General features: G+C 52.3%; 14 protein-coding genes and 1 tRNA gene. 1 reads left to right on the top strand and 14 read right to left on the bottom strand.

Annotation, left to right across the window (positions count from 1 at the left end):
- Nucleotides 1-43: 43 nt before the first annotated feature.
- The 12 genes from NQ559_RS05785 to NQ559_RS05730 all read right to left on the bottom strand — a co-directional run bounded on the left by NQ559_RS05785 (nt 44) and on the right by NQ559_RS05730 (nt 14,345).
- Complete coding sequence (locus NQ559_RS05785; RefSeq protein ID WP_154654018.1) at nt 44-544, bottom strand: META domain-containing protein; 501 nt, start codon at nt 542-544, stop codon at nt 44-46.
- A 17-nt stretch (nt 545-561) separates the two neighbouring features.
- Nucleotides 562-1,086 carry an outer membrane beta-barrel protein gene (locus NQ559_RS05780; protein WP_018695774.1) on the bottom strand — a complete coding sequence of 175 codons (525 nt, stop codon included), beginning with the start codon at nt 1,084-1,086 and terminating at the stop codon, nt 562-564.
- Between the two features lie 96 nt (nt 1,087-1,182).
- Nucleotides 1,183-2,364 (bottom strand): OmpA family protein, encoded by a 1,182-nt coding sequence (locus NQ559_RS05775; RefSeq protein WP_018695775.1) that lies wholly within the window; start codon nt 2,362-2,364, stop codon nt 1,183-1,185.
- A gap of 51 nt (nt 2,365-2,415) precedes the next feature.
- Nucleotides 2,416-2,646, bottom strand: coding sequence for a hypothetical protein (locus NQ559_RS05770; protein ID WP_018695776.1), 231 nt, complete (start codon nt 2,644-2,646; stop codon nt 2,416-2,418).
- A gap of 4 nt (nt 2,647-2,650) precedes the next feature.
- The gene (locus tag NQ559_RS05765) at nt 2,651-2,965 is read right to left on the bottom strand and encodes a helix-turn-helix domain-containing protein (protein WP_018695777.1); all 315 of its coding nucleotides are present in this window, start codon (nt 2,963-2,965) and stop codon (nt 2,651-2,653) included.
- A 27-nt stretch (nt 2,966-2,992) separates the two neighbouring features.
- On the bottom strand, nt 2,993-3,313 hold the full coding sequence (locus NQ559_RS05760; protein ID WP_018695778.1) for an HU family DNA-binding protein: 321 nt from the start codon (nt 3,311-3,313) through the stop codon (nt 2,993-2,995).
- A gap of 385 nt (nt 3,314-3,698) precedes the next feature.
- Nucleotides 3,699-4,910 (bottom strand): clostripain-related cysteine peptidase, encoded by a 1,212-nt coding sequence (locus NQ559_RS05755; protein WP_244061944.1) that lies wholly within the window; start codon nt 4,908-4,910, stop codon nt 3,699-3,701.
- A 53-nt stretch (nt 4,911-4,963) separates the two neighbouring features.
- A complete protein-coding gene (locus tag NQ559_RS05750) occupies nt 4,964-8,101 on the bottom strand; it encodes a fimbrial protein (RefSeq protein WP_018695781.1) in 3,138 nt (1,045 codons plus the stop codon).
- A gap of 22 nt (nt 8,102-8,123) precedes the next feature.
- A complete protein-coding gene (locus NQ559_RS05745) occupies nt 8,124-11,207 on the bottom strand; it encodes a fimbrial protein (RefSeq protein WP_018695782.1) in 3,084 nt (1,027 codons plus the stop codon).
- Nucleotides 11,208-11,238: 31 nt separating this feature from the next.
- Nucleotides 11,239-12,168 carry a FimB/Mfa2 family fimbrial subunit gene (locus NQ559_RS05740; protein WP_018695783.1) on the bottom strand — a complete coding sequence of 310 codons (930 nt, stop codon included), beginning with the start codon at nt 12,166-12,168 and terminating at the stop codon, nt 11,239-11,241.
- A 69-nt stretch (nt 12,169-12,237) separates the two neighbouring features.
- Entirely contained in the window at nt 12,238-13,341 is a 1,104-nt protein-coding gene (locus NQ559_RS05735; RefSeq protein ID WP_154654019.1) for a hypothetical protein, read from the bottom strand.
- Nucleotides 13,342-13,406: 65 nt separating this feature from the next.
- Nucleotides 13,407-14,345: an OmpA family protein gene (locus NQ559_RS05730; protein WP_154654020.1), complete on the bottom strand. Its 939-nt coding sequence runs from the start codon at nt 14,343-14,345 to the stop codon at nt 13,407-13,409.
- Here NQ559_RS05730 and NQ559_RS05725 point away from each other — a divergent pair.
- Nucleotides 14,240-14,860 carry a site-specific integrase gene (locus tag NQ559_RS05725; protein ID WP_326929452.1) on the top strand — a complete coding sequence of 207 codons (621 nt, stop codon included), beginning with the start codon at nt 14,240-14,242 and terminating at the stop codon, nt 14,858-14,860. The two genes, NQ559_RS05730 and NQ559_RS05725, sit on opposite strands and share 106 nt — an antisense overlap.
- A 69-nt stretch (nt 14,861-14,929) precedes the next feature.
- Here the strand turns inward: NQ559_RS05725 and NQ559_RS05720 are convergent.
- Both NQ559_RS05720 and NQ559_RS05715 read right to left on the bottom strand, forming a co-directional pair.
- A tRNA-Leu gene (locus tag NQ559_RS05720) sits at nt 14,930-15,018 on the bottom strand.
- Between the two features lie 643 nt (nt 15,019-15,661).
- Nucleotides 15,662-17,488, bottom strand: a complete 1,827-nt coding sequence (locus tag NQ559_RS05715; RefSeq protein ID WP_018695788.1) for a S41 family peptidase — start codon at nt 17,486-17,488, stop codon at nt 15,662-15,664.
- Nucleotides 17,489-17,526: the final 38 nt, after the last annotated feature.

The following is a 17,526-nucleotide window of genomic DNA, read 5'->3' as shown; positions in this document are numbered from 1 at the left end:
TTTTGCGGAAGAACAATCATTTTTGATTGGCAGCCAGGCCCCGTCATCTGCCGATAAAGACTGCGAACTCCCGGTCATGGCAATCGTACAGGCGAAGCGTATCCGCATGAATGCAATATGATTTCACGCTGTCGAGCATCCGAAGGTAACGGTCTTCGGAGTCGAGTCTTGGACAGAACATCTGTGTACGCCCCTGTACGCGGATCGACAACATATTCAAATCACACCTATATTCACCGAAGAAACGGTTACCAGCACCACTGCCGGCCACGAGATTCGCCGAATCCGACAATACGAGGGTAAAGGCCGCACTGTCGGCTCCAAGCATTTCCCGCGTCTTACCGCCCATCTCCCGGAGATACCATTGGGTGCCGACAAGCGGCAGTGAAGAGCCTCGAGATGCCGTGGGCGCATCTGCGCTCGACAACTTGCGACCTTCAATACGGGAAACAAATAAAAGTCCGGTATGGACAACTAAAAAACCGCCACAAATCAGTAGAGATATGAAGAATTTTTCACCATTATCATAGATCCATCCAATCAACACCTGATATTTGCATATCAAAATGCGTAAAAGAAGCCAAATCTCAGGTCTGACGATTTCAGGTCGAAGCCGAAGCCATCTCCGCCGCCATTGTAGTAATTATGCTTGTAACCCAAGAATCCGATGGTCGTCAGCAGGCTAAAGCGATCCGAGATCTTGAAGGCTACCCCCGGCGTAAAACCGACTTTGACACCGTCACTGTCACCAACGGCAACGCCCAGTCCGCCGTCCACGAAGAGTGTGAACGATCCTTTGTTGAAATATTTGTACCGGGCGTAGGGTTCGATAACGAAGACATTGGCGCTCGTGCCGCCGACTTTCGCGTAGTCGAAGCCGAGAACACCGGCCACGCTCCACTTCGAATTGATATCGTAGCCGAATTCCGGAGCCAGTGCGAAACTGTTCGACGACACGCCGTCGATTTTGTTGTGCCAGTAGCCGATACGTCCGCCGAGCCACCAGCCGCTGTCTTGAGCTGAAACTTTTGGTGCAGATGCAAAACTCGCGGCAAAAACAAGCAGTAAAAAAATGATCTTTTTCATGATATTCAACTATTTTTCATTAGACATAATCAGATACAAAGGGCTCCGACTGGACATGACCGGCCGGAGCCCTGTCACCCCAAAGATTCTCTCCCGTTATTCCATGATGATCACCGTGCGGTTCAGTTCCGGTTCGGGGAAGCGGTTGTTGCGATCGCCCTCGGCCACCGTTTTCAGACGGTTCTTCGAAATGCCGTACTTGTTGACGAGCAGGTCGTAGACGTACTGCATACGCTTCTCACTCAACTTCTGGTTGAAGGCAGCCGTACCCGTCGCCTTGTCGGCACCGCCGTAAAGCGTGAAGGTCTTGTTCCTGTCGGCCTGAAGGGCATTCTTTACATAGAAATCCAGGTTCGTCAACTCCTTCTTGTCGAGCGTAGCCTTGCCGATCTGGAAGAACAATGCCACAGGCGTTGCCGACACCTTGCTTTCCCCGGCAACGGTGACCGTTTCAGGCTTGCGGTTACGCAGCGCCGTGTTTTCATCGGCAAGCGTCTTGTTCTTGCCGGCAAGTGTCGTATTGTCGCTCTCCAGCGCCTTGATACGACTCAGATAGGGCGTAACGTCCACCGGAGCTGCTGCGCGCTTGAAGTTGCGGCGGTTGAGCTTGAACGTAAGCCCCATCGTCACCGAAGTCATGCCCTCGCCTTTACTGCCGCTTGAAACGCCGTCGAAACGCTGGTTTACGAACATGTGGCGTGCTTCGAGCGTCAGATCCAGCAGATTACATAGACGGATGTTGTTCAGCAAGCCGATACTCATGGCGAACTCGTTATTATAGGCACCGTTGCCGTACGAGCGAGCCCAGCCGGCACCGAAGAACGGCACAAAGTTCCACGTACGGGTTTCCTTGTAGCCGCTCACAGCGTTGGAGAAATTCCATAGAAAATCCGTATGCAGGTATGAGACGCCGAATTTTTCGTTGTAAATATTGGCTTTTTTATCAAACACATCCTTGGCATAAACCGTTTGGCCCGACGTCCAGCCCTTAGCGTTGATGCCCGAATAGCCAATACGGGCACCGACCGAGGGGGTGAACCACTTGCCGACGTTCACGTCGAGCGCCGGGGCAAGACGTTTGCCGAACTTTCCATAAGAATCGTTCTCTCCATGATAGATATTCACACCGCCCGCGACGCCGATGAAGATGTTGTCGAAGAAACGGTTGGTTTCATAGGGCCCGCGCACAACCCGATTCTGTTCGTCGCGGTTGCCGTTTTCCTGTGCCATGACACCTGCTGCGACCAATGCCAGAGAGGCGGTCAGAAGACCTTTCATAAATTGAGTTTTCATGGTGTTAGTGTTTTATGAACCCTTGCCGGGTTCGGGTTAATGTTTTCTTTTGTAGGTATACTCCTTCACGGGGTTTTTCAGCCTTTTCAGACGCCGGGAGCGGAAGAGCACCACGACAATCATAACTGCAACGGCCACAGAGAAAACGGCCAGCAGGGTGGCCAAAAATTCCAGCAATTGCCCGGAAGGTTCCATTGCATTCGCTTCGGGAAGTTCTCCGGAGCGGAAAAGATCATAAAGAAATCCCGTTGTCAGAAAAACCAACATTGTATCAATCGGTTTTGTCATTCATTGCTCCGAGATCCGGCAGTGCAACCTTGGGCGTTGCATCTGGGAATTCTCCGCTCGAAGGCGGAAAGAGTTCCCGAATACCGATGTCCAACGTCAGGCAGAGGACACACAGCGTACGTAGTGTAGGGTTCGAACGTCCCGCTTCCAGGCGGCTCAGGTTCGAGCGCTCCATACCGCAACTATCGGCGACCTGCTGCACCGTAAGCCCCCGTTCGCATCGCAATAAGCGGATACGGGCCGTAACGTATGTTACGATTTCCGCAGTCCGTTGCTGCAAATCAGGGTTTTCCTCCATCTTCCTGCACTCCGGAGCCCGAAACCACTATTTCTTTTTTCCAGAACCTTGGATTTTCGCGACTCTGGGTTCTTTCGAAGTCTGTTCCCGGAGTTTAGCACCCACGCGGAACTTCACAGTCTTTCGGGCGGCAACTTTCAGTGGCTTCCCCGTCTGCGGATTGCGCATCGTACGGGCCGGGCGTTCCTGCGTATAGAACGAGCCGAAGCCAGGAAGCACGATCCGTTCGTCATGCGCCATGCATACGCCAATCACTTTCATCATCGCATCCATCACCCGGACGGTACTCGCAGCCGTCTCGCCACTCTCGGCGGCAACGGCCTTTGCAAATTGAGTTTTGTTCATCATAAAATAATTAAAGTGAATAATTCAGGACTCTTTGTCCTCCTGGATTTTTTCTGACTTAAATTCTCCTTTTGACGGGGTGCCGACCAGCAATCGGGCTGCATCGACTGATGGCAGCCATTGATAAAAAGGCCATAATTTTATCACCCGATTATACGCTTCCACTTCCCGAACGTAGTAGCGCGTAATGAGTATCGGCACCGTTTGGTTTTGTTGTATATAAGTTTCCCGGACAAAATCCCGATATAATAACATACGTCGTCGATAACGGCGGATATGCAATGCGCCCCAGATAAGATAACACAGGCACAATATGAAAATTACACCCAAAATCGACATAAGTTTCCCGAAAAATGTATGCCAGCATTCGAACTCCATTTCGCGTTTGTCAGTTGTTTCCTAATATCGCTTTATACCACGCCGTCGTGCGGTAATATGCATTCAAAGCAGGCAGCTCGGATCGTTCGGCATAGGTCGTAAGACCCGAATGATTCCGGATCTCGAAACCGTTTTGCGAGGGCAGGAAACGCTCGGTACTCGCCTTCATTCTCACTATGCGTTTCAACTGCTCCTCGAAAACGGTATATTGCTCCTGTGCCCCAATTCGCCGGGCCCAGTCGCCCAGATCGAAATAACGCGCTACGGCCGGGGAATCTCCATAGCTGCCCGGACGGTCAAAATGCTGCAAGTCGGAAATTATGTCAGGCCTATGAGAAAGACCAGCAAGCAGTTCTCGTGTCCGGGCAGCGAGAAGATCCAATTCTTTCGTTGCCACAAGACTCAGCGTCGCAGAACGGGAATCTCCGGAGAGTTTGTTGACATGGCTCATGTAAGACTCGCCAAAAGCCGCAAGGCTCGCCTCAACGCTTCTCGATGTGTCAAAAAGGTATCGCAGTGCCGACGGATAAATGGGCGTGAAGCCCGGAGAGACAATTTCGGCTGCCGAAGAGAGGATATAGTCCGTCTTCCCACGCAGTACATAGGCTACCTCGACACCTGCCATCAGGCATGCCTCGAAGACGATGAAGTCAAGTTGTCCGTCGGGAATTGCTGCGGCGAACTCTTCCAACTCCATTTCTGCATGGGGCATACTCCCCGGGGCATCTTCTCCGACACCGTCGTCCCACCCCAGCGAGCGTGTGCCCTGGGCGGAAGAGGCTGCCCGTACTGGCTCCCCCAGCCCGGAGAGCGACGCTCGGGACGGGTTCTGGAGCCTTCCCGCCGGGAGCCAACCGCTGCCGTGCGAGAAGAAAACGAGTCCATAGCCATCGGCCGGATAGTCGGACATGACTTCGCGGAGCACTCGCCCGAAAACTTCTGCCGAAGCGGAGTTCTCCCTACCGTACTCCCGCACGGTCTCGACATACGCTTCCGGAGTGACCTGACAACCTCCGCGCAGACGCAACAAGCGTGCTCCCTCGGGAGTATCGACATAGACCAGGCATTTGTTGCCCGTCCATTGCCAGCCCCGACGTAGCGCCTCGATCTTTTGCGCCGTCTCCCCCGAAAGCGAGTTATCCCCGGCCATATAGATCAGCACCGTACGCGAAGGAAAGGTAGGTTCGGAGTCCGTGTGATCATCTTTGATACACGAAGGCAAAACCGTCAATACCACCAGAAGACAACAAACAATAACCCGATTCATCATTAGTATTAATTTTCCCTCACAGGACGTATCGGAAAACCGAGGGCACGCTGATAGTTTACAGTCGCTTCAAGCGACGATTTAGCATATCTCGTCCCCCAGCTAACGCACGACCAGTAATAACAATATTCTTGGACACCATACGGCAGCCCCGTTGAACTGAAGCGACAACCCAAAGCCGGATAAAACAGCACTCCGCCTGTGAGGTCATAACTGCCTACGGCTTTCATACGATAGCAATAAAATACCCAGCCGTGGTTCTTCTGGAAATCAGCCTCGGAAGTATAAGGCGAATTAAATTTCGATCCGAAATAGTTGCCCGAAGCGTCACCGCCATTATAAGAGAACCCCTTAACTGCAGTTGGTGTCGGCAAGCAATAGCCCACGGGAGAGGGATCGTAGATCGTTTTAACGACTGACCCGCCGCCCGTCGAAGAAGTATTATTAGTACTCCACAAGTTAAAAAATGTACTTTTACCGGAAACCGTCCCGGCCGGGTTACACCAGTCGTGGGTATTCGAAGTGTTGTAATTATAGAACACATGCGGAGTCTGAATAGCTTGCCCGATGGGCACAGCCCCTTTGCCAGAAGCATTGAACGCATACCCATCGTTGGAATAACAATGCTTATCGATTATTTGATTGTCCTTAACTACTATTGGCAGCAATGGATCCTTACGTCCGTGTTGATAATAAGGCTGATTGCCCGATATGGCGACAGTATAATCCGTTTGTCCGACTGTTATTTTTCGAACGGCTCCGGTTAGGGCTTGTTTGAAAAGTACGCTCCCGCTGCGAGCATCGTAATTCAAAATTCCAGCATCGCACCAGCCAAGGTTGACTCCCATGAACCTGTATGCTTCATTACTGTTAAAGGTCACATATCTATCCTCCTGCTTCAGAGTTGGATCGTAATGATCTACCGGAGCCACATTCCCATCCAACCGGAAATCTGTCACCCAAATATGCCAACTCCACATGATTTTCTTATTCACATCTCGTACGGCGACAACGGCGTTGCCTTGACGAATTGAAGACGCCGGCACATTAAATGTCAATGTCTTTTTATCAGAAGCAAGTCGGACGTTAGTTACCAGATCCTTCTCATCCTCCCAGACCAGTATTGCATCTACAGGCGTGCACCCGGCATTATTGTAAATGTATGGGTCGGTAATGGACGCATTAAGGTGATTGACGAAAGTTTGCAGCACATTCGCTCCACTGGCTGTCGAGATATAGGCTGACGAATTAGTTTGCCCGTTCTTAATGGCATTGCCGTATACAAGCGGCAGGGAAAATTTTCCCGGTCTGTTGATGACATAGCAGTTGGCCGTATTCATGGCTCTCGTTCCTCCATTAGTTGAAAGATCGTAAAGGTCACTATCCTCGAATGCCGCCTGCAATACATCGTTATGCGGGTTGGAAATGTATCCTTTCTGTTCCTGGATAATGGCATTGACCGTACCGCTCACGCCGTTCTCGGGAAGCGAAACCCACGAAGAAACCTCGGCAACATTTTCGAACTCGCGCCTCCAGTTCAATTCAACCCGTTTCGTTCCGAACATGGCGTAGCTCTCCACCGTAAGAGGCAATGTCCCGCCTTTATAATCCGTTTCGGTCTTATCCGCCGTGACATTGAACGTAACGATACCGACGGGTACATAATGTCTGATATTGCCGTATTCGATTTTTACGTAGCATTGTTCCGAAGGCGCTGTCGTTCCGGCCTTATATTTCAATTGGTAACCTTCGTCGGGAATCGGAATCGCCTCACTGGTAAAATCTATAGCGCTGTAGGACGTTCCGTCCGTCGTGCAGAGTTGCAGCTGCTCGGAGGGCACCAGCGTGTTTTTGTCCTCGCCTACCAACGAGACCCGGCAGGTCTTGATCGATCCGGGCAGGTCATCACCCGGCTTCTGGCCGGCGTCTGGCATCTGAACCGCAAATTTTAACAGGTCGGCAGGTTCCGCGACGTTCTGCATAAGGAAACAACTGTCGCGGTCGGTTTTTACGGCATACTGTCCGTTACTGGAGATACTCTCCCATTCGCCATCTTCCACAGTCACCGTATATTCGATATTGCTACCGGGATTGGCCAATGCTTCCTCCTGGGTACGATAACCCCGTGACTTGATCTTTGTAATCAGGAAAACGTAATGCGTATTACGGCGGATATCCAGGAATTCGTTCGATGCTCCCTGGTCAAGTCCCGTCGAACGCAACTGGCGAGAGAAGTCAAGCCTATAATAGTTATCTCGGCTCTTGGCATCGAAATCCCGAAGCCTGAGAAACACGCAGGTTCTGCCGGCATCGAACTCCGTTATATCCACCTCCTGTTGCTTGGCATACTTCGCATTGGGATATTCGACCAGATAGCCCCGGTTCATCACACGCTCGTCCTGAGAGGAGGCATCATCGATTGTGTTCTGCGGCGTCCTGTCAGTGAAATCGGATTCCTTGATCCCGGGATTCAGCGCGATAGTACCCGTCGGCTGCCCGTAGACAAGCGCAGAGGTGACTAAAAGATAATTCCCGATTCCCCAACTGCTATTGTCGGTCGTAACGGCCTGACCGTCGAGGGTCAGCCCGTCGGCCAGACGCACCTGTACCTTGGCGACCGAATGGTAGAGCCGGCAGGTCACACCGCTATCGGAATAGGTCGTCTCTCCACTCATCGGCAACCCTTCGTCGAAAGGCATAAATTCGGAGTTGAAACTGCTTTTATAGACCGAATTGATATCCGCCGTTGTGGAGCTCCCCTCCGTAAGCGTCCCGTTCCGCACATAGTTGGCCACCACGACAAGCTTATCACCCTCCTCCGGAGTCAAATTCACCGCAAGGGTTCGCAATTTGTCTCCGTTCGATCCCGAAAGTTGCGTGCGAATATCAATCTCCTCGCTCTCTTTGAATTTACCCGTCGATTTGTCAAAGAGCAGTACCGAGAGTTTTGTGATGGTGCATTCCTTAGTCGAAACAGCGCTGCGCGTGACAATCTCTTCGTCCCGCATGTCGCCTATGGCCAGTATCAGCCGTATTCCGCCCGTTTGCGCCGCACCGCAGGGGCTCTGTGTATCGTCTTTCAGACAGCCCGTGAGGCATAATACCGCCAGCAATGCCGAAATACCGAATCTCGTTATTTTTTTCATGATTTCAAATTTCTATGAAAATTTATTTTTCTCGAACCGGACGCACCGAACAACCGAATGCCCGTCCCATCTCACTCATTGTCGGCGGTTGTTGAATGTAATTATTTACTCTGTCGTATTTACCCATCAATACATGTCCGAGTGAAGAGCCGTTAGGTAGAGCACTCCAGTAAGGCCCATCTTTCTCCTGTATAAAAGAGTCGCTGTTCGGCGCTCTCAGCCCCATGTATGGGAAGTAAATCGTACCTCCGCTCACATCGAATTTACCTTCTCCCGGCATCGGTCGGCAATAGAACCTCCAGCCTTTGTCCCTCCAGTAATCATCGGCCGAAGTATAGGGTGAATTGAATATAGTACCGTAACCAGCAATGCCAATATATGTATATCCCGTAGAGGTGAAACCGGAGAACGCACTCCTCGTAGGCATGCAAAAACCGACGGGGGAAGGATCATATATCGTTTTGACGACAGGGGCATTATCATCACCATACAGCGCCCCGTTCTGTGCACTCCATAAATTCAGGAACAAACAATCTGCATACCCGTTTATTATGAAAGTAAAAGGATTCGCAATGCACCACGCAATATTCGGCCTTGCGTACTGCGGGAGTTCGTTCATATTCGCAGTTGCTCCCACTTTGGGAGCATAAACGAATTTATTGTCCCCATAATAAGCCTTTTTGTTACCGCGGAATTCTCCATAAACATCGTAATCGGCAGGTAACATAGGGTCTTTACGCCCCCACTGGTAATAGGGGTTAGTGCTCTCAGCCATCAGGGTGTCGGGCTGCAACACCGAAATAATATGGGATGCACCGGTCTGTGGCTGAGTCAATTTCACCCACACCTCCCTAGCCGGGAACGTGAAAGGTTCGCCGTCGACCCATCCGAGATTCACGGGCATGAAGGAGAAGGTCTCTCCCTTTGAATTGGTTACCTCGATACAGTCGTTCAGTGAACTTTCTGTCACCCAGATATGCCAGCTCCAGATGAAACTACCGCCCGAATCGCGTATGCCAACAATTGCGTTGCCCTGTTGTATCGATTCCTTGGGCACGGAAAAGGTCAAGTTACGACCGTCGGCGGAGAGTTTGACATCGGAGATCAGTTCCTGCGCATCCTGCCAGACAAGACAGGCATTAGCCGCCGTGTACTTATTGTAGATATACGGATCAGTTATTGGCTGTTGCTTATAGTCGATAAACTGCTTCAATATATTCCCCTGATTCGCACCTCCAGATGGCTGCGCCGTCGAAGTGTAGGCCGAAGGGTTGGGATGTCCGTCCTTGATTCCGTTGCCATATACCAACGGAAGAGTATAGGTGCCGGGGGCGCTTACCACATAACAATTCGCCGTGTTCATTGCAGTTCTGCCGCCTTGAGTCGAAAGGTCGTAATTGCTGACGGGTGCGGCATCACGCAATGCGCTCGTATGGAAATTGGGCTGCTTCTGCCCGATCTGCTTGGAGACATTGACATTGAAAGATTCTTTACCGACAAGATTTCCGTTTCCGGCAGCTCCCGTAATCGTAAATCCATCCGGCAGACTCGATCCCCATGTTTGCCCACCGTCCCTTGAATATTCTGCCGTCCAAGGCATGGGAAGTTTCGTGTCATTCGAATCGCCGAAAGCAAGATAGCTCGTCACGGCAACATCCTTTTTACCTCCACGATAGTCGAAACGCAGGTTTTCGGCCTGCAAGACGGACGTGGCGTCAATTCGCAAGGGTACCGTGCGACGGATGTTTCCGGCCAGAACCGTCATGTTGTATTCTTTCCCTACGGGATATGCCACAGGCCCCGTAACCGGAATTTCGGCCTTACCGCCCGTGACGGGGAGTTCCAGAATTCCGGTTGAAACATCAGCTCCGCTCAGGGAGTAGCCTACCCGTGCGGCCGCATCAGAAAGTTTTACACGGACTGTTTCCGCAATAGTACTCACTGGGACACGCGTTTCATTGCCTGCCTTGACGAGCACCACCGAGTCTAGGCCCAGCGTGGAACCGCCGATACTACCGTCGATTTGCTTGTCGCTCCAATCCTGTATCTCGATATCGACATCGGAGGTGTGCCGTGTAAGGGTCGCATTGATTTTGTATATTTTGTTGGCTTCGATCGGAAGCGGTTTTGCGAGATCCGGTTTCCCATCGGTTCCCGTTTCACACAGATTAAGCTCATATACTACCTGCGAATTGTTCACCAATGCATTTAATGTTAACTGCTGATACCGATACGGATCATCTTGCTTCGGATATACTCCCGAATACATTTCGTAGGCCTCATTCGACTTCGACGCAGGTCTCAGTGGAGTATAATCGGCCGCAGAGATCTGTCCGACAACGACCGGGGTAGCAGTTCTTGCATAAATTTCGAGCGTGCTTTCGGGGTCTGCGGCCAGAAGCGTGGACTGCAAGCCGATATATGACCAATCCATGCTAAGTATCTTAACGTCGCTGTTCGCCAGTTCAGGAGCCTTGCGTACCGCCAGATCTATCCGGGCATAACGGCGAACGAGGGGAACCAGAACCGACTGGTTCTGGTTTGCCGCCGTTACCTTCACCGTCTTTTTACCACTCATCAATCCGGCAAAAAAGCCTGAAGTCTGATAATCAAAGTCATTATACCTCATGACATTTATATTTCCGGAGCCGCCGATCCATGGCATGCAGAATTTCGCCAGCTCATCCTTCGTCGGACGGCGTAACGCATCCGCCGCAACGATCGATGACGATCGGGGTTTGTCCGTCGAAGCCAATTTATCCGGGACATTGGCTATGACATAAATATCCTTTTGTCCTCCATAAACCTTCCACGAACCGTGAATGCGCCCCGTCGCATCAGTCAGCGAACCGTCTGTCGCAGGCTGCACCCGTGTATTGTCCGGGTTCTCCAACCGTCCGTCGGAACCATAAATAAAGACATACAGGTTATGAATCGCTTTCTCATGCTCCTTGGCATTCGAATCCTCGCCTGCATAGGTGTCAAGAGTCAATCCTAACGAAATCGGCTCGCCGACCTTTTCCGGGCTGGTCACATCCTTGGTGCATCCAACAAGCAGCGACAAATAGAGAACCAATAGCCATTGTGTAATAAAACATTTATTCATATAACTCTCTGTTTTTTCTCGTATATTCCCATCAGATTTCAGGATCGACATCCCCGCCTGTCCAGCCCGGGATAGTCACTGTAACTCCCAGATCGGTAAACTCGAAAAGCAGCCGAACCGTAGCCTCGTTCCGGCCGTCCACGGAGATATTGTTGTCGATCATATATTTTTCGAGATTCACTGTGGCCTTTGCTGTATTATCCGGTGCGGGCTCACGAACAGTTACCGTAATATCGTTTTTGTCGGAAAAGCGCAGTACGGAGAAGCGTGCCGCTGCGACGTTTTGTTCCGAATCCCATGCCACCGTCGGGTAGTAGGTGGCCTCGAACGGCTGTGCAGGGGTCATCCCCATATCATATTGGGGCATCAGTCCGCCCATCTCGACAACCGGCCACGTCACCGGTTTGTCCTTGTGTCCGAAACCTTTTGTGTAAATTTCAATATTGATGTGCGCGCTCCTGTGCGGAATGTCTCCCGTTACCTTTATGGCGTTGTTACCCGGCTGTATAGCGGTCGCCGGCACCGTTATGTCTAATTCCCCGTAATAGAGATGGTCGTTGGTCGCAATGCGCTTCCGAGCTGTGTACCCGGGCGCATGTACGCGTCCCTGCGACAAGGCTCCGTTTACGAGAATTTCCGTATTGTTCGCGGCATTGGCCCACGATACGATTCTGTAGTTGCCTTCGGGCAGGTAAAGCTGTGTGCCTTCGAAAAGTCGCAAGTCGGCTTCGCCTACGGTTTTCGTCAGGATGTGCTGTCCGCTTGCGCTATCGAAAACATAAAGCGACACGCGACCGATCATTTTCCGAAACATCGTCGGATCGTCCGTATCGCCCCGGTAGCTGAACGTAAGATACGTGTTCACCTCCGGCGGACAGCCGCTCATGTCTTCCTTAATACAACCCGCCGATACGGCTGTAATGCCCAGAAGAGTACAGAGTATTTTCAATAGTTTCATCATGATTTGGTTTTTGCAAAAAGGAAGGAGTGAGGAGGGGCGTTCACCCCTCGCTCCTTCAGTAATTCGGATTTAGATTTCAGGTGTTATCGTCGTTTCGGTCCACGGAGCCACCGTAACGGCCACAATCAAGTCGATCTTCTCCTTTTCGGGTTTATCGGTAATCTCTTCAGGTTTGATTTCGATACCGCTGTCCGTGAGCCCCATCTTGTAGATTTTATGTGCTTCGATAGTCGAAACGGTAGCACCGCTTTCCTTGAATCCTTTTACGGTAATATATTTGCCCGTGAAAGTACCTTCCGTACCGTCTGCAAGTTTATAACCGTCTTCCAACTCACCACCCACTTTGTAGATAATGTGCGGAACCATATCGCCGGCAAATACCTGATAAGCGTAAACCTTCGTGCCGTCCTGCGAGGTTACGTCCGCACTTACGTTATCCGTAGCCCATGCCGGCTCATAGGAGTCCGTCCAACCGCCTTCTGCAACTTCTTGTTTGGTCGTTTTACCATATTCTTTGTAGAAATAGTTGACATACACGGCCTCGACGGTCAGCGATTTAAGACCCGTACCGGCTTTTACCGTGCCGATCTCGAAACGCGACACGAGCGATTTAAGTTCTACGGCAGCTTTTTTCAGGGTATGACCATCGGTAGGGGTCTCGTCCGTGAAGGTCGTCTGCTCGCCGTAGAGCGTCACCTGCTGTGCCGAAATGTAATCACCTGTGGCATTGCCCTTGGCATCCTCGGCGGCAACATTGGCCTGCGCCTTATTCTGGTCAGCTACCGCGATCGTATTGAGCGCCGCCGTAAGGGCAGTCATCGTTGCCGACTGCGGCAACGTAGCTGCACCTTTATTTACTACGACGATCACCTTTTTAGGCAGTACGATTTGCTCGAAGCGCTTTGATTTGGCTTTGATATCCTCATCAGTCCATGTGTAAGCTGTGGCATTGTCGCCCGCGTCGACCAAATAAACCGTCACGTCGCTGTAAAGAGGCGTAATCTGACCCGCTACCTGCGGAGTCTCCACGGCGTAGGTGTCGATCGCTCCCGGAAGAGCTACTTCGAAATTGGTTTTTACGGCTCCAGTAGGAGTTTTCCTTGCTTCTTCCTTGTTGCAGGATGCCAATGCCATCGTTGCCAAAGCAGCGATAAAAAGAGATTTCATTCTCATAATAAATAAAATTTAGTTTGTAAAAAGGTTGTATGGTATGAATACCGAATAGTTCCAACAGATTGTCAGTGTTTTTTCATCTCAGCTTCACGAATACGGTCGAGGTTTTCACGTATGCGGGCCAGTTCTTCGAGGTTTTCTTTCGCAGCCTCAAGCCCGGTCTGCGCTGCAACCACGAAACACTGTTCTGCCCGGTCGTAATCTGCATCACGCATCATGATAAGAACCCCTATGGCGTTGTCGTATTCTGGAATCTGCATACGATTTCTGATATTTTTCAGATAGCGGTCAGCACTTACATAATCTTTGCGTCCGAGGGCTGCGATTGCCGCATTGAGATTTGCCGTCGGGTCTTCGGGAAACATCCGCACTGCTGTTTCGAACAGATCGCTAAACTCCCTTGAGCCGGGCTCATAGGTATTCGCTACGAGAAACATCTCATTCAGGCTCAGGTTTTGAGGACGGGTCTTCACGATTTCTTTGGCTTCTTCAATATTGAACTGCCGGACATTGTAATCCGCCTTGAAAGTCACACGGCGCAACTTCGGGAAAAGTTCCTTCAGCATCCACCGGTAGGGTTCACCGCCTTTCAATGCCATCAGGCGGGCCTCCCGATTCTGCTCCACGGGAACATTCGCAATCAGCTCGAGCACCTCCTGCTTATAGCGCATGTCGGAATTTTCAACCAATGCAGCAAGTCCCTCCCAATCCTCGCCGCCGAAACGGGTGCTGTAGAACGATTCAGGATAGTCGAACTTAGTCATCAAATATTTCTTGAGAGCAACGGCCCGTCCTTCGGACAACTGCCTGTTACGGGCTATGGAACCCTCGGGCGAGGCATAGCCGCAGAGCGAAACTCCCGTCAGGGTCACGTCGCCGTCATCCCCGACACTGGCAAATGCAGCAAGGATCTTCTCCAATTCCGAAGCGTTGTTCCCAAAGTCTGGCTGCAGGTCGGTACGTCCCACTGCGAAATCGAGGAATGCTTCGCTGGTCACCGACACTGGTACGGAACCGGTTTCTCATCGGGGCATTTTCGGGCATGAGGGTGTCTGACTTTAGTCGCTTCAGCGAATCTAATATTGTCGATGGAATGATTATGATGCGTACGCGTAAGACGGATACCCCTATTGCCATTCCCCTTCATCCCGTGATACAAAGAATCCTCGAGAGCGATTTTGACCTGTCAAAAACGATTTCTGACCAGAAAATGAATGTCTATATCAAAGTGGTGGCGAAAATGGCAGGGACCGACGAAAAAGTGACAATTTGCAAACATCGAGGAGGAGAGGTGAAGGAGATCCGGATTGAGAAGTATGCTTTGATCTCTACCCATACTGCCCGGCGATCTTTCGCCACGCATCTTCAGCGTTCCAAGGTTCCGCTTTCTTCGATCTCGATGGCGTTAGGGCATAAAAAGGTTACAACAACGATGCGGTATCTGCGATTAGGGGTGGATGAGAATGCTGCTATACTTGCGGGAAGCTCCTTTTTTAAGGACTTTGAAGAGGGCGAGTAGCTCATTTATCCTACATTTTATCCTGCAAAAAAATAAAGGAGCTGATTATCAGCTCCTTTATCCACAGCTTGGTGCCCAGGACAAGACTCGAACTTGCACGAACGTAATTGTTCACTACCCCCTCAAAGTAGCGTGTCTACCAATTTCACCACCTGGGCATTGCACGTATCCTTTCGGATTTCGGGTGTGCAAATATAGGGCATAAATTTTAATCCGCCAAATTTTTTCTCCATGTAATATGGATTATTCTTCCGGCAGCGGCGTCGTGGCGACGCAAACCGCCGTGCTCTACCTGCCGCGGGGGCGGTGTCGATGTCTGCGCAGGTGCCTGTGCTTGGTGGTAAAAGCGGCGGAAGCGGTTGGGGCGGAGACCTTAGCGGGTTCATTTGCCAGGCCGATACGGTGGCGGAGTTGTGGCCGAGGTCGTGGCGGAACCGGAGGCAGGGCCATTTACAGACAGAGACGGCCGCAGGGCAGTTGCGACGACAGTGGAGGCCGGGGCATTCGCCCGGCAGAGACGGTGGCAGAGCTGCGGCAGGACTGTGGCGGCTGGCAGAGACGGTGGCGGGGAAGTGGTAGGGCATTGGCGGCGGGGTAGTGTCCTGAGCTGGGGCGGCATCGATGACAGAGGCGGAACCGCCGGGCGTGTGTTACGTGCGCCGGTGCCAGGTTAAGAAAAGAGGGGCTGTCTAACAAGTCCCGAAAATCGAAAATCACCCCTGTCAGAATAAACTCCGGCAGGGGTGAAATCGTTAAAATTGGACTTGTTAGACAGCCCCCTCGATTTAGGACGGTCTTCCGTTACTCCTCCGCAGCCGGCAGGAATACGATCATGCCGCTCGGGCGGTTCGATAAGTCGGGCAATGCGATGTCCGTTGCCGGACGTACACCCGGCGCGGTGCTGCGCGTGCCCGATACGCTTGCCGATCTCTGCCCGGTGATCTGGCTCAGGGCCGCTGCCAGCATCGGCTCGCTCCGGTCGCCGTAATCCTTCAACTCCCCGTCCCATTCCTCGCACGCGGTGTCGACCGCCAGTCCGTTCTTGTCGACGGTCACCTGCTTGGCGTTGTAGCCCTGGAACGATATCGGGGCCAGTTCGTAGCTGTAATTGCCTACGGTGAATTTGCTGACCTCCATGCCGACGTTCTTGCCGTTGGTCTTTTCGCCGATGAGCTTCACCGTGAAGCCTTCCAACCCGCGCAGCGTATTGATGACGGCTTCGCTCGACGAGGCCGTGTTGCCCGTAACGAGCACGTACAGCCGGGTCATGTTCAGCGCGTAGTTCCGCAGGTCGACGCCGTAATAGTCGCCGTAATAGAATTCGTCGAAGAATTTTTTTGCCGCCGTGTCGTACTCCTTGCCGGTCTCCCTCGCCGTTTTTTCGACCGTGGCCATGCGGCTGTCGTTGTACCGGTAATATTCGTAGACCTTGCCCTGGCAGGCTGCGCCGGCGATGCAGGTGGAAAGCATGTTCGACGAGATGACGTGCCCGCCGCCGTTGTTGCGCAGGTCGAGCACCATGTCGGTAATGTTCCCGTCCTTGAGTTTCTTGACGGCCACGAGCAGTTCGTCGTCATAGGCCGCGTCGAAGCTGTCGTAGACCAGGTAGCCGATCCTATGCGCACCGGAGGTGATTACTTCGCTGTGGATTACCGGATTGGGGTATATTTCGCGTGCTGTGAGCGATACGGGCTGCGCGCCCTGCTTGTTTTCGGTGAGCTTGACCGTGCTTGCGCCTCCCGGGGCTATTAACGTGCCGTAGACCGAATTCAGGTTTGCGGCAGTGATGGCCGCGCCGTTGTACTGGGCGAAGAACGTGCCCCGCCGGAACCCTGCTTCCGATGCCGGGGAGTCCGGGTAGACCGACGTGACGACCAGCCCGTATTCTCCCGTAGGTTGGTTGTTGCCGTCCACAAACCTCACGCCCATCAGGCCCGCGATGCCGAAGCCGTACTCCTTCTTCTTTGCGACCTCGTGGTTGACCTCGGGCTTCGTCCCGTCGACGGCCTTTGTGAGGGGCGTCCGCAGCAGGTAGGAGTAAACCGAGTAGCTGCCGTTGCTCTGCCGTTTTTTGTCGAGGTCGTTGGTCGTCATCTCCAGCAGCGTGCGTTTCAGGAAATTGTCGCTGGAACTGATGTAATCCAGCGAGAGGTCGCGCGACATTTGCCGGTATTCGCCGTTCCACAGGTAGTAATACTCCAGGATCTTGTCTACCTGTTTGTTGAGCTCGGTGTCTGCGCCCGTGCCGCCGCTGCTGCTTCCGAGCTGGGTGATGGCGAACTGTGCCGCCCTCGCGTAGCCGCTCACCTGTACGGTGATGTTCGCGCTGCGCGTGCTGCCGGTCTCGTTGGCTTCGACGGTGATGTTGAGCTGCCGGTCGCTGCCCTTGTCGCCCGACGAGGTGAGTATCTTGCACCATTCCGGCTTGTCGCTCTGCGCCACCCAGTTGGCGGAGGCCTTGAACGTGTATTTCTTGGTCGTGCGGTCGGCGCCCACCGTCTCCGATGCTTTCCACGACGAGCCGGTTATGCCCGTCGTGTCGTTGTTCTTTGTGTCGTCATCGCCGCAGGATACTGCCGCCATGCCGAACAGGAGGACGGCGAACCATGTGTAAAGGATTGTTTTCATAGAGGCTGATTTTGTTATGCGGGCTAAATATAGTGTTT

The organism is Alistipes onderdonkii (assembly GCF_025145285.1).
Lineage (GTDB): Bacteria > Bacteroidota > Bacteroidia > Bacteroidales > Rikenellaceae > Alistipes > Alistipes onderdonkii.
Note: the sequence above shows the minus strand (reverse complement) of the source record. Positions and strands in the feature narration are given on the sequence as shown.

Coding starts and splice junctions, on each gene's coding strand:
- NQ559_RS05775 (WP_018695775.1), bottom strand. CDS start 2,364: ATGAAAGGTCTTCTGACCGCCTCTCTGGCATTGGTCGCAGCAGGTGTC.
- NQ559_RS05780 (WP_018695774.1), bottom strand. CDS start 1,086: ATGAAAAAGATCATTTTTTTACTGCTTGTTTTTGCCGCGAGTTTTGCA.
- NQ559_RS05740 (WP_018695783.1), bottom strand. CDS start 12,168: ATGATGAAACTATTGAAAATACTCTGTACTCTTCTGGGCATTACAGCC.
- NQ559_RS05715 (WP_018695788.1), bottom strand. CDS start 17,488: ATGAAAACAATCCTTTACACATGGTTCGCCGTCCTCCTGTTCGGCATG.
- NQ559_RS05735 (WP_154654019.1), bottom strand. CDS start 13,341: ATGAGAATGAAATCTCTTTTTATCGCTGCTTTGGCAACGATGGCATTG.
- NQ559_RS05745 (WP_018695782.1), bottom strand. CDS start 11,207: ATGAATAAATGTTTTATTACACAATGGCTATTGGTTCTCTATTTGTCG.
- NQ559_RS05750 (WP_018695781.1), bottom strand. CDS start 8,101: ATGAAAAAAATAACGAGATTCGGTATTTCGGCATTGCTGGCGGTATTA.
- NQ559_RS05760 (WP_018695778.1), bottom strand. CDS start 3,313: ATGATGAACAAAACTCAATTTGCAAAGGCCGTTGCCGCCGAGAGTGGC.
- NQ559_RS05770 (WP_018695776.1), bottom strand. CDS start 2,646: ATGTTGGTTTTTCTGACAACGGGATTTCTTTATGATCTTTTCCGCTCC.
- NQ559_RS05725 (WP_326929452.1), top strand. CDS start 14,240: ATGCAGCAAGGATCTTCTCCAATTCCGAAGCGTTGTTCCCAAAGTCTG.
- NQ559_RS05765 (WP_018695777.1), bottom strand. CDS start 2,965: ATGGAGGAAAACCCTGATTTGCAGCAACGGACTGCGGAAATCGTAACA.